The 12,122-nt window shown below is 33.1% G+C and carries 12 protein-coding genes; 10 read left to right on the top strand and 2 right to left on the bottom strand.

The window, feature by feature from the left end; translation table 11 throughout:
- The first annotated feature begins 218 nt into the window (after positions 1-218).
- From RR554_RS09975 to RR554_RS09935, 9 genes are all read left to right on the top strand, one after another.
- The gene (locus RR554_RS09975; RefSeq protein WP_332467934.1) at positions 219-1,235 is read left to right on the top strand and encodes an inorganic phosphate transporter; all 1,017 of its coding nucleotides are present in this window, start codon (positions 219-221) and stop codon (positions 1,233-1,235) included.
- Positions 1,236-1,247: 12 nt separating this feature from the next.
- Positions 1,248-1,871: a DUF47 domain-containing protein gene (locus RR554_RS09970; protein WP_332464108.1), complete on the top strand. Its 624-nt coding sequence runs from the start codon at positions 1,248-1,250 to the stop codon at positions 1,869-1,871.
- Positions 1,872-2,022: 151 nt separating this feature from the next.
- Positions 2,023-2,688 (top strand): hypothetical protein, encoded by a 666-nt coding sequence (locus RR554_RS09965; protein ID WP_332464109.1) that lies wholly within the window; start codon positions 2,023-2,025, stop codon positions 2,686-2,688.
- 190 nt (positions 2,689-2,878) lie between these two features.
- Positions 2,879-4,372 carry a zinc ribbon domain-containing protein gene (locus RR554_RS09960; RefSeq protein ID WP_332467933.1) on the top strand — a complete coding sequence of 498 codons (1,494 nt, stop codon included), beginning with the start codon at positions 2,879-2,881 and terminating at the stop codon, positions 4,370-4,372.
- Between the two features lie 4 nt (positions 4,373-4,376).
- Complete coding sequence (locus tag RR554_RS09955; RefSeq protein ID WP_332467932.1) at positions 4,377-5,585, top strand: glycoside hydrolase family 3 protein; 1,209 nt, start codon at positions 4,377-4,379, stop codon at positions 5,583-5,585.
- A 3-nt stretch (positions 5,586-5,588) separates the two neighbouring features.
- Positions 5,589-6,611, top strand: coding sequence for a zinc ribbon domain-containing protein (locus RR554_RS09950; RefSeq protein ID WP_332464112.1), 1,023 nt, complete (start codon positions 5,589-5,591; stop codon positions 6,609-6,611).
- A gap of 44 nt (positions 6,612-6,655) precedes the next feature.
- Entirely contained in the window at positions 6,656-8,206 is a 1,551-nt protein-coding gene (locus RR554_RS09945; RefSeq protein ID WP_332467931.1) for a WG repeat-containing protein, read from the top strand.
- Between the two features lie 20 nt (positions 8,207-8,226).
- A complete protein-coding gene (locus tag RR554_RS09940) occupies positions 8,227-8,973 on the top strand; it encodes a zinc-ribbon domain-containing protein (RefSeq protein WP_332464114.1) in 747 nt (248 codons plus the stop codon).
- 150 nt (positions 8,974-9,123) lie between these two features.
- Positions 9,124-10,113, top strand: a complete 990-nt coding sequence (locus RR554_RS09935; protein WP_332464115.1) for a LacI family DNA-binding transcriptional regulator — start codon at positions 9,124-9,126, stop codon at positions 10,111-10,113.
- 44 nt (positions 10,114-10,157) lie between these two features.
- Here RR554_RS09935 and RR554_RS09930 read toward each other — a convergent pair whose 3' ends face one another.
- Both RR554_RS09930 and RR554_RS09925 read right to left on the bottom strand, forming a co-directional pair.
- Positions 10,158-10,544 (bottom strand): DUF3887 domain-containing protein, encoded by a 387-nt coding sequence (locus RR554_RS09930; protein WP_332464116.1) that lies wholly within the window; start codon positions 10,542-10,544, stop codon positions 10,158-10,160.
- On the bottom strand, positions 10,528-11,229 hold the full coding sequence (locus tag RR554_RS09925) for a YhfC family glutamic-type intramembrane protease (protein ID WP_332464117.1): 702 nt from the start codon (positions 11,227-11,229) through the stop codon (positions 10,528-10,530). The genes RR554_RS09930 and RR554_RS09925 overlap by 17 nt, the downstream gene beginning before the upstream one ends.
- 156 nt (positions 11,230-11,385) lie before the next feature.
- Between RR554_RS09925 and map the strand changes: the two genes are divergently transcribed.
- On the top strand, positions 11,386-12,122 hold a 737-nt coding region (gene map / locus RR554_RS09920), incomplete at its 3' end, for a type I methionyl aminopeptidase (RefSeq protein WP_332467930.1).

Raw genomic sequence — 12,122 nt, 5'->3', positions numbered from 1 at the left:
AATAAGTTTAATCTAGATACTGAATTGATTCAATAGTTTACTGTAAATTACTTTCAAATAAAATACCTAAATAAACCTTTGTGCATGCTTGTTTACCTTAATAAGAACTATGACAATAATCAATCCAAAAACAACTAAAAATAAATATTTATTTAATTTTTCAATATGATATGATTAACAAGTGTGAGGAAAATCAGAGAAAAAGGTAGATGAAATGAATGAGTGTTTCTTTAGTAATTACACTAATTTTAGTTATTGGGGTTATATTTGTTAATGGTTGGACAGATGCGCCAAACGCTATTGCAACCGCTATCTCAACTAGGGTATTAAGGCCAAATGTAGCGATTGGCATGGCTGTTGTTTGTAACTTCTTGGGTGCATTGATTATGACCATGTTTAATGCTCAAGTAGCTGAGACGATTAGTAAGATGGTTCATTTTGAAGGGACTGGCAATGCTGCTCAAGTAGCACTAGCTGCGTCACTCTTCTCAATTGTAGTTTGGTCAGTAGCTGCGTGGTGGTTTGGTATTCCAACGAGTGAAAGTCATGCGTTAATTGCCGGTTTAACAGGCTCAGCTATGGCCTTAGGAGGTATTGGCGCGGTTAATATGAATGAATGGATGAAAGTTATCATTGGTCTATTTGTTTCAACTATATTTGGCTTTTTTGGCGGCTATGTTGTTACAAAAATAGTAGAAACTGTCTTTTTCCATGTTGAACGACGTAAAACCAATAAAATATTTACATTTGGGCAAGCAGGTGGTGCTGCGGCCATGTCTTTCTTACATGGTGTGCAAGATGGACAAAAATTTATGGGTGTTTTTATGCTAGGGTTATTTTACAATGGCTTAGCTGAAAAAACGGCTACAGGTGGGTTTGTCATTCCAATATGGGTCATGGTTGTTTGTTCCCTAGTGATGGGATTAGGAACATCTGTTGGTGGCATGAAAATCATCAAATCTGTTGGTATGGATATGGTAAAACTTGAAAAATATCAAGGCTTTTCAGCTGATTTAAGTGCAGCAATTTGCTTATTTGGTGCCTCAATGTTTGGTATTCCGGTTTCGACAACGCATACTAAAACAACTGCTATTATGGGAGTTGGCGCAGCTAAACGAATGTCTAGTGTTAACTGGAAGATCGTAAAAGAGATGGTAATGGCGTGGGTATTAACTTTTCCTGGCTGTGGACTTATTGCTTACTTTATGGCAAAATTTTTTGTTTCAATATTTTAGGAGGAATCAAGGATGGCAAGAAAAAAAGGATATGACTACTTTGATGCAATGTATCAATTGTCACTAAAGACAAAAGAAGCATCACTTGTATTAGATGACATCATTAATAATTATTCGAGAGATTACTTGAAAGAACATGGTTCTAAAATACATGAACTTGAAAAATCTGGGGATGCGATTGTGGCTGAAATCATGTATGAGTTAAATCATTCATTCATCACACCAATAGATAGAGAAGATATTGTGGTAATTACATCAGCAATAGATGATGTTTTAGATTCTATAAATGACCTCCCTTATTTATTTGATAATTTAGCGATTCAAGCAGTAGCAGAAAAATCAATTAATATGTCACGTTTGATTGTTGAAATTGTTGAAGGACTAACAGTAGTTACTAAGGAATTCTCTAAATTTAAAAGTACTAAAAAAATTGGTGATATGATAAAAAAAGTGGTTGAATTAGAAGGCCAAGCAGACGTTATCCATAGCGCTAAGATTAAAGAGTTGTTTACTGAAGAAGAAAACCCAATTGATGTTATTAGATGGAAAGAAGTATATGATCGTTATGAAAAAACTGTGAATAATACAGAAAAAGCTGTATTGATTATGGAAACGATGGTTATTAAAAATACATAGATTAGATGAATAGAAGCAAGTGTTCAGTTGATGAATACTTGCTTTTTTTTACATAAATAGAGTGTTTTTAAGCAATAATTTCTAGATTCTTGTTATTTTATTTCTCCTCATGTTATATTGGAATCTGAGTATATTTTTTGGGGGAGTATCAATGAAAAAAATTTGTTTAGGTGTTTCTTGTTTGAGTTTAGGTTTAATTGTTGCAGGATGTTCATCAGAAAGTCAGCAAATAAAGGACTTGGAATCAAAAATAGTAATACTAGAAAAAGAAAACAAAGAATTAAAATATGATCAGGGGAATGGACGTATTCAGAGTGAAGAAAAGGAATCATCCGTATCAAAAAAAGGAGCGAGAAGTAATCCCGTTCCAATGAGAGACACCTTAACGTTTCAACCTTTGTTTCATAACAATGAAAAATTAACGGCTAAACTTACTGATGTTAAGCGCGGGATAGAGGCTGAAGAAGAAATCAAGGCAATGGAGTATGGGGATGTGAAACTTGATACTTTAAAACGTAATATAGGTGGTATAAAGGAACATTCAGAATTTATGACGTACACGTCCGTTTTTAATGTTGAGGATGTTCATAAAGATAAAGGCATTGTATTACCGGATGTAGCTAAATCTTTAACTATTGATGGCAATGAGTTAGGGTATTCTTACTCTATTAGAGATTTAGATGGTTTTAAAAATGATGGAAAAGTCTATGTCAACGGTGAATACCAATATAGAATGTACGGACAAGCTGAAAAAGGCAAACCAGGGCTTATTTCATTTTCTAATATAAATGGTGAAGTATTTTTTGAGATTAAATAGATTAGAAGAACAAGTCTAGGGCACTCACTTTTTAGGGAGTGTTTTTTGCTGCCTTTTAAAAAAAGTAGCTTAAACTAATTTTATTATAAAATAACCGACACAATTTTGTTTTATATAACTTACCACATATTATCTATGGTAAAATATATAATTGATTGGGGTTTTTTATTTTCTTAAGGAGGAGATTTTTATGAATTTTTGCTGGAACTGTGGCCATAAAAATGACGGTGATTCAGTATTTTGTGAAGAATGTGGATCTGATTTACGAGAAGGGCTAGAAGGTAGCACAGAACAACCTGTCAACCAACCAGAAGCACCAGTTATAAGTAATGCACCATTGAATCAAATAGAACAAATACCTAGCTCTTATCAGCAACCAGTGCAACCAAAACAACCTATGTCTAAAAAGAAAAAAGTTGGATTAATCATTGTTGGTGCTGGTGTTGCTTCTATTGTAGGACTATATTCTTACGGCAATTATTATTTTAGTTATGATCAACAAGTTAGTCGTATGATAGAAACAATTAAAACCAAAGATCCAGCTAAGTGGTCTGAAATTATGGTATCTAATGATCCGAGTTATAAAATAACATCTGATAATTTGAAAAAGATGACAGATTATTATAAAGATGACCAACAAAAAGAGAAGTTTTCGAATCTTGTTAGTAATATGAGCACCAATAAAAATGTATCAGATTTGAAAGTTAAACCAGATGGGAAAGCTTTTGCTTTGTTTGATAAATACGCTTTAGAAGTGGAACCTGTCTATTTAACAATTGAGGCGCAACAGCCCGGTGTGACTGTAGAGATTGATGGTAAAAAACAGGGAGAAGTAAAGAACAAAGAGTTAAAAGTTGGACCACTAACTCCTGGGAAATACGCCATTAAAGGAACACTTAAAAATGTATCCACAGATTCTAAAGCTGATTTAGTTCAGTTTGAAAATACTGATTTTGAAACAAATAGTCATATTAAACTTGATTTACATAAAGTATCTTTTGCTGTGACTTCTAATGTGGAAGACGCGGAAGTGATGGTGGATAATAAAAAGGTAGCTAATATTAAAAATGGCTCTGCTGAGGTAAAAGATGTTATTTGGCATCAAGGGTTATCTGTTCAAGTTAAGAAGAAATTTGATAAACAAGAGGTAGAATCTGAGGTTAGAAAAGTAGATGCCCAAGAATTTTTAGCTAGTGAGTATGAAAAAGGGGATTATGGTTCTAATCTAACACTTGAAATTGGTGGTATTAAATCAAAAGATGATGTTGAGTCTTTCTTAAATGGTTTATATAGTGATGTGTCTTCATTTACAAGTGAATATACAGATATGAATGCAATGGAAAAAGCCGACTTAGCGAAGTATTTTGCTGGTGGTGAGGATAATGCGGACTACCAAGATTTCTTGAAATTTATAGGAGACGTTCGGTCAAGCTCTGAAAAATCAAGTGTCAGAGGAACACCAAAAGTAGAAAAAATGGCAATGACAGGAAAAGATACGTACCAAGTTCAATACCTAATTGAGTACCGAACTGTTTATAAATCTTATAAAATGGATGATGTTGTTCAAGTCTTTAGATATACCAAAGGAACAATGACTTACAACAAAGCAGAAGAACGGTTTGAAATTGTTGATTTAGGTGGAACAGAGAACTTTGAAGTCGTTGATAATGGAGGTGTTTCATAAATAAATGACATTTAAAGCTAAAAGTATCATGATTGGACTTGTTTTAGTGACGCTCTCGGGAGTGGCTATTTATTTATTGAGTGCCCCAAAAGAAAATGCGTCAAAAACTAAAACGAGTCAAACAACTCGTGAGTCTAAAGAAGAAACACGTGAATCTACTGTGACAACACAAACGACAGAAAAAAAGACTCCAAGTGTGGATGAGCAGTTAAACGAGATGGTTAAAGAGATGTCCGTAGATCAAAAAATCGGTCAACTTTTTCTTGCTCGTGTTCCAGAGCAACAAGCGTTAGAAGATATTGAAACCTTTCAGTTAGGTGGTTATTTATTATTTGGTAGAGATATGGAAAGCCAAACAAAACAATCATTGAAACAAAGAATAGATGATTTTCAACAGGCTAGTCAAACACCATTTATGGTTGCCTCAGATGAGGAAGGTGGAACAGTAACAAGAATTAGTACCAATTCTAAAATTGTACCAACCAAATTTCAAGCACCTCAAACACTTTATAAAAAAGGTGGAATGTCAGCAGTTTTAGCAGATACAAAGAAAAAAGCTGATATTTTCAAAGAGTTAGGCATTCATACTGGATTATTTCCAGTGGCTGATGTTTCTGTTGATCCTGAAAGTTTTATTTATGACCGTACAATTGGTTTAGATGCTAAAGGAACAAGCGATTACGTAGTTGATGTTGTGGAAGAATTGACAAAAGACAAGATAGGTTCAACATTGAAACACTTTCCAGGTTACGGAGATAATCGTGATTCTCATACTGAAATAGTACGAGATACTAGAAGCCTTGAAGATATCGAGTCAAATTCCTATCCACCATTTAAAAAAGGAATTGAAGCTGGGGCTGATAGTATTTTAGTCTCTCATAACATTGTTGATGCAATTGATTCAGAGGTACCAGCCTCTATCTCACCTAAAATTCACGACGTGTTACGTGATGAGTTAGACTTTAAGGGTGTTATTATGACAGATGATATGGATATGGCAGGATTGGCTGATTTTATAAATCAAGAAAAGGCTGCTCTTGCTGCACTAAAATCTGGAAATGATTTGATTTTATCTTCAAGCTATCGCACACAAATACCTGTGGTAAAGAATGCCGTTCAAACAGGAGAGTATTCAGAAAATGAGTTAGATGCATCTGTTTTAAGAGTATTAACATGGAAACATAAATTAGGAATTATTAAATTGGAGGAATAACTAATGAAATTTTGTATTAATTGTGGGAAAGAAATTAAAGAGAAGGTAAAATTTTGTCCGTTTTGTGGGGCGGAACAAAAAGAAGTAACAACGGTGATTGAACCAGTTGAACAACAGATTGTTCAAGAAGAAGTAGTGACAGAAATACTAGAAGAAAATCAACCAGTCGCTGAACCAGTGATTGAGCCAGTTGTTGAACCAGTAGTAGAACCTGTTGTAACGCCTCATGAACCTGTGCAACAAGCTCAACCAACTCAACAAGTAACACAAGAACAACAACCAAATTATCAACAACAACAAAACAATCAGTATCAAGGAAATAACAATCAACAGCAACAACAAGCACCTTTTATTAATATCAACCAAGAAACAGTGAATCAATTAACTGACAATAGTAAAAATTATTTTTCATACCTTAACAAAAATCTAGCCAAACCAATGATTGGTGGTCGAAACACAAATGAGTATTTCGGGTTAGTGAGCTATGTTTTAGTATCGTTATTCAGTAGTTTAGCTATTAGTCATTCGATTGGAAAAGCATCAAAATTTGTAACAAGAGGCATTGCTGATTCAAGCTTTCCAATGTTCTTGCAATTATTTTTATTAATTTTGGTGACTCAATTAATTAGTGTGGCAACAGTTTATGTGTTATCAGGAAAACTATTTAAAGAAGAAACAAGTTTTTTAGATAGTTTCGACCGTGTATATGCACCAATAAGTCTTGCTGTTTATACTAGTTTTGTTGGATTTATTCTATCGTTTATTTCAACAATTGGTGTTAGTTTCCTATTTGTGATTGTCCTATTGTTAACGTATTTCTTAACAAGTATTTCTTTTGTTGCTAACCTTTGGGTGAGTGTAAATCATACAACTAAAAATAAATTTTACTGGACAATTGGTGTAATTATTGTGAGTTTTATTGTTCAACTTATTGTTGGCATGATGATGGGTGATATTGTTGGAACAAGTATTTTAGATATTTTATCTAACGTCACCGATTCATTTTCACCAAGCATGTTTTATTAAAAATGATGGGTGATGCTTAGTTGGTAGTCGTAAGGAGTTAAGCAATGAAAAAATGTTCAAAGTGTGGAACGTCGCTTGTTGAAAATGCCAAGTTTTGTAGTAAATGTGGTGCTCCAATTCAAGGGGAAGCACTTGAGTTAACACCAAAGCAAGTTCCTCAAAAGAAAAAAATGTCATATATGTTAGTGGTTGGAGTTGTCATAGTGGCTTTAGTTGGTGGGTATCTATTTAGTCAAACAACTAAAAAGCCATCAGATTCGAAGAATTCCATTACTTCTTCTGATGTAAAAATAACAGAAAAAGAAAGCACAGCAAAGAAAAAAGTAACTAAAAAAGAAAGTACTGCATTAGGTATTCCGTATAAAAATGGTGATCATTTTGGTTTAATGGATCACCAGTTAAAAGTGATTAATGAGGATATTGGTTCTGCCACAGTTACATTTAATGACCAAGGAATAAGTCCATTTTTAAAAAATATGAAATGGGGCTTAATTAATAGTAAAGGTGACATTATTTTAGAACCAAAATATGAAGCAATCGGTCGCTTTAACATCAATCATATGAATGCCTATACTGCAGATGAATTGCAGTCAACACATGGTGTAATGGATTTTCAAGTGAAAAACGATGGAGATGAAAAGGAGCTTTCCACGTTAACAGGTTTAATGGATTCAACTGGTAAAGTCATTTTAGAACCTGGCGAGTATATGATTTCTCCTTTTATGGGAAAATCAATGACGACATTTATAAAAAATTCTTCAATGGGGATTATTTCTGAAACAGGAGAAATAATTGTCGAACCAATCAATGATCAGTGCGTTATTTTAACGGATCAATGGATAGGTATTAAAAAGAATAGTGAGACATCAAAGTTTGAGATTGTTGATTTAAAGGGAAACACAGTAAAGGAAACGTCTTATGAATCAATGTATGGCCTTCATAATTTTGACGATCATTTTGTGGTGACCAATAGTTTAGGAAAATCGGGTATTTTGGATAAAAATCTTAAAGAAGTAATGCCATTAGAGTCAAGCTCTTATCTGACGATTTCAGATGATCATAAATATGTTGTTTTTAATGACAAAGAAAAAAATGGTTTGAAAACAATTAAGGGTGATGTGTTGATTGAGGCTAAATATTCTTACTTAAGTGCACCAAACAAACATGGTGTTATGGCTTATAGTGAGAATGGTTCTTTTGGGTTAATGGATGTTAAAGGAAAAAAAATTGGAGAAACATTTGAGAATTCTTCTTTAGGACAAGCTTATGGCACTAATTTATTTATGTATACATCAATGGATACTGAAAATCCTACGACAAAAATACTCGATAGTGAAGGAAGTGTGATTGTCGAGCGCCACGTTTTTATGGGAGGCACTTATTCTTTTCCTAAAGGTATTTATTATATTCCAGATTCTAATACAGAAAATCCAGAAAAAGTAAAAGCAACAGTTTTAAATGAAGATGGAAAAGTTTTATCAACAGAAGCTTCATTTTTAAGTGATTTAGATAAGTCGCTATTAATTCAAGAAGGTCGTCATATCAAAATTGTTGATAAAAAATCTGGGAAAATAGTAAAAGAAAAAGAAATATAAGTAAGTTAGGGGAGAATAAAATGACAAAGTTTTGTACAAATTGCGGCACACAGTTGCCAAGTGAGAGTAAATTTTGCGCAAAGTGTGGAGCAAAAATAAAGCTAGATGGTGAGCAAGTAGCTCAGCAAGAAATACCAAGCCAAACTACAACTAAGAAAAATCAAGTTAATCAAGTCACTCAAGTTGTTAAAAAGAGATGGCCAATTTTAGTTGGGATAGCGTGTGTGTTACTTATAGGATTTTGGTTAGTTAATAGAAATCCTCTAAAAGGAGAATGGACGTCAACAGAAGAAGGCATTGATATTTCAATTAAGGGAAATAATGCTGAAATGACTTTTCCAGACTTTTCAAGTAAGACAAAGGTATCTTTTAATGGACCAATAAAAAAAGTTGGTAACAATGAGTACTTATTTCCTATTAAGGACTCTAATTTAGTAGTGACTTTCTTAGATGCAGCAGAACAGGAAGATAATATAAACGACACATTGAAAGAAATTGAAGAAGAATTGTTGTCTTCAGATTTATCTTCATCAGAAAAAAAGGTCATCAAAAAGGCACTGAAAACAGTAAAAAGATCAGGAGATAATATGATTCTTAGTATGAACATGAAAGATTATGGAGCTTTACTTTCTGTTGATGCGGATGATTTTCTTGAGATAGCAGATTTTATGACTTTTAATTTTTATATGAAATCAAAGGGTAGTACGCAAATAGTTGTAGGTGATTCTAAAAATAGAGAAGAGTCTATCGTACTTGATAAAAAATAGGAAAAATCGTATCGATTGGAATCTTTCTCTCGATACGATTTTTTTGATGGTGACTTAAGTAAGTTAAAGTTGGTTTTGTAAAAGAATAATTGAAAAGGCTATCTATTATGGTAAAGTAAAAAGATAGACTAAGGTTGAAGGTGATAAATAATGACATTAACAATCAGAGAAATTGCAGAATTGTCAGGTGTTTCAATAACAACTGTCTCACAGATTTTAAATAAAAAAGGTGGGCGTTTCAGCGAAGAAACAATAAAAAGAGTGTTGAAAGTGGTTGAAGAAAATCAATATACTCCCAATTATTTCGCCTCAAACATCATAAAAAAAGAATCAAAACTAATTGGCGTAATTGTCCCTTTTATTACAGAACAATTTTCAGCAACGCTCATTAATTTGATTAGAAGAAGTTTGAGTGATAGTGGGTACCATTTGATGGTTAGTGAATCATCTGGAGAACAAGAAGAAGAGCTAGAATTATTTGAAAGATACCATCAAATAGCTGTGGAATCAATTCTTTGTTTTACGTCGAATATTTTTTCTAAAGAGATGATAAAGAATAGTATTTACCGAGGAATTCCAGTGGTATTTGTTGATGCAGGGATTAATAAAAGTGATTATGGCAATGTTTTTTATAATGAATATGAAACAGTTGTTCAAGCAATCGAATGGTTAGTTAGGAAGAATCATAAAAAGATAGGGTTGATTACAGATGACGGATCAGGTCATTCTTTTGTGGAGCGTTCTAGTGCTTATTATGATGTCTTAGAAAAATATAATATTGAGATAGATTCTGATATTATCGTTGAAACAGATTTTTCTGTATCAGGTGGCTATGAGAGTACTAAACAAATATTAAAAAACAACGAAGTAACGGCTATTTTTTGCTGCGATGATAATTTGGCTTTAGGATGCTATCAAGCTGTTTATGATTTAGGAAAAAAAGTGAATGATGAGATTGTGGTTATTGGTTTTGATGGCATTGATTTATTAAAAAGTATTCGTCCACAAATTAAAACTTTAGAAATTCCTTTTGAAAATTACGCTAAAATATTATCAGAGCAATTAATACAGGCGATGAGAGACCCTCATAAAAAACAGAAAAACCAATATTTAAAGATGAGATTTTCTGAAGAGAACTAAAGATAGAGAGCGAATTTTTCTAGTCGCTCTCTATTTTTTTAGAATTATTTTAACCAAAGTCCAGCTACTTTATCTTCTTTATTAAAACTAATGGTAAATGTAATGGTTGCTTTATCATACTTTGTCATGGTAATAACACTAACTTTGTCATCTTTTTCTGAGACCGTACTTTTAGTAAAGGAACGAAATTCACCAGCATTGACGATGATATCAGCGATTTGATTGTATTTATCAGGTGTCATGCCTTCTTTCATCGTACTATCAAAGGAGTCATTTAGTTTTTCATTATCTCCTTCGTTGATTAATTGAATAATACTTTCTGCTTTTTTTGTATATTTGTCACTTGTTTCACTGTCTACTTTCGATTTACAGCCAGTAAAAATGAACAATCCAACACATAAAAATAAGCAGATTTTAACTATTTTTTTCATTAATATGCCACCTCTTTCTTAAATGTAAACAAAACATAAATAAACTTAAACTAACAATAATTAATACTCCTTCTAGAAATACAACAGGCTGAGACGTGAACTGTGTTAATATTGGAATCAATGAATCAGTCAACGTATGAATTAAAATAGCTAGAAGTAAGTATCCTTTCTTGTTTTCTTTGACGCCCCACATCACAACAATTGAGAGCCCGACATGAAGAAGAATTGAAAAAAATCGCTCAATGCCACTAACAAATAGAGTAGGTCCTAGTAGTTGTGCCCCGTTGTGACTAGTCAATGTAACTAACAAAGGAATACCAACCAAAATCAACGCTTCAACCCCACCATGTCCAAAACCAAAAAACAAGCCATCTTTAAATGAACGCTGCTGTTTTAGTAAGTAGGTCATGAATAAAAAACGGGTCATTTCTTCAAAAATTCCGGCTGAAAGTCCTATAAATAAAGAGAAGAGAACAATATGATCAAACTGAAATTGATGATAAGTGACAGAATGTGTTGCTAAATAGCTTAGTAAAGGTAAACGTAGTATTACTTGAGAAATAATGAATGCACAACCTCCAAGTAAAAAAACTTTTAATCGATGTTGCTTGTAACTATAGATAAAAGAAATTAAAGGAAAAATAAAGGTGATGCTTATAGTAAAAATAATTGCTAAGCTAGTCATAGTTAGTGTCTCCTTTTTTGAGTTGTTAGAAGAACTTATCACCTAAATTATATACCAATACTGGTTAAATGTTTACTAAATAATAAAGATGTCAAATAGATTCAATTGTTCTATAATAGTTTTATCTATTAGAAGATAAAAGTCAGGAGATAAGAAATGATAACATTAAAATCATCAAGAGAAATTGAATTAATGGAAAAATCGGGGGCACTATTGGCGGATGTTCATAAAGAGCTAAGACATTTTATCGCACCCGGTAAAACAACATGGGACATTGAGGTGTTTGTTCGAGATTTTATTGAATCACACGGAGGAGTGGCCGCACAAATAGGTTTTGAAGGTTATAAGTATGCCACATGTATTAGCGTAAATGATCAAATTTGTCATGGTTTTCCTAAAAAAGAAATCTTAAAAAATAATGATTTAATCAAAGTAGATATGTGTATCAATTTGGATGGCGCTATTTCTGATTCGTGTTGGGCGTATGTTGTTGGTGAGTCGTCTGAAGAAGTTGAGAGGTTAATGGATGTTACTAAAAAGGCATTATACCTAGGCATTGAACAAGCAAAAATTGGCAACCGGACAGGTGATATAGGCTACGCTATTCAGACTTATGTTGAAAGTGAAGGGTATAGTGTAGTAAGAGATTTTATTGCTCATGGTATTGGTCCTACTATTCATGAAGAACCTTTCTTTGCTCATTACGGTGAGAAAGGAAAAGGTGTGCGGTTGAAAGAAGGTATGACAATTACCATTGAACCCATGGTAAATATTGGTTCTTGGCAGATGCAGATGGAGGCAAATGGCTGGGAGTCACGAACATTAGATGGCAGTTTAAGTTGCCAGTACGAACATAGTATTGCTATTACCAAAGATGGCCCGCTTATTTTAAC

The organism is Vagococcus sp., assembly GCF_036639995.1.
Taxonomy (GTDB): Bacteria; Bacillota; Bacilli; order Lactobacillales; family Vagococcaceae; genus Vagococcus.
Note: the sequence above shows the minus strand (reverse complement) of the source record. Positions and strands in the feature narration are given on the sequence as shown.

Coding starts and splice junctions, on each gene's coding strand:
- RR554_RS09950 (WP_332464112.1), top strand. CDS start 5,589: ATGAAATTTTGTATTAATTGTGGGAAAGAAATTAAAGAGAAGGTAAAA.
- RR554_RS09930 (WP_332464116.1), bottom strand. CDS start 10,544: ATGAAAAAAATAGTTAAAATCTGCTTATTTTTATGTGTTGGATTGTTC.
- RR554_RS09955 (WP_332467932.1), top strand. CDS start 4,377: ATGACATTTAAAGCTAAAAGTATCATGATTGGACTTGTTTTAGTGACG.
- RR554_RS09935 (WP_332464115.1), top strand. CDS start 9,124: ATGACATTAACAATCAGAGAAATTGCAGAATTGTCAGGTGTTTCAATA.
- RR554_RS09925 (WP_332464117.1), bottom strand. CDS start 11,229: ATGACTAGCTTAGCAATTATTTTTACTATAAGCATCACCTTTATTTTT.
- RR554_RS09960 (WP_332467933.1), top strand. CDS start 2,879: ATGAATTTTTGCTGGAACTGTGGCCATAAAAATGACGGTGATTCAGTA.
- RR554_RS09975 (WP_332467934.1), top strand. CDS start 219: ATGAGTGTTTCTTTAGTAATTACACTAATTTTAGTTATTGGGGTTATA.
- RR554_RS09970 (WP_332464108.1), top strand. CDS start 1,248: ATGGCAAGAAAAAAAGGATATGACTACTTTGATGCAATGTATCAATTG.
- RR554_RS09945 (WP_332467931.1), top strand. CDS start 6,656: ATGAAAAAATGTTCAAAGTGTGGAACGTCGCTTGTTGAAAATGCCAAG.
- RR554_RS09965 (WP_332464109.1), top strand. CDS start 2,023: ATGAAAAAAATTTGTTTAGGTGTTTCTTGTTTGAGTTTAGGTTTAATT.
- RR554_RS09940 (WP_332464114.1), top strand. CDS start 8,227: ATGACAAAGTTTTGTACAAATTGCGGCACACAGTTGCCAAGTGAGAGT.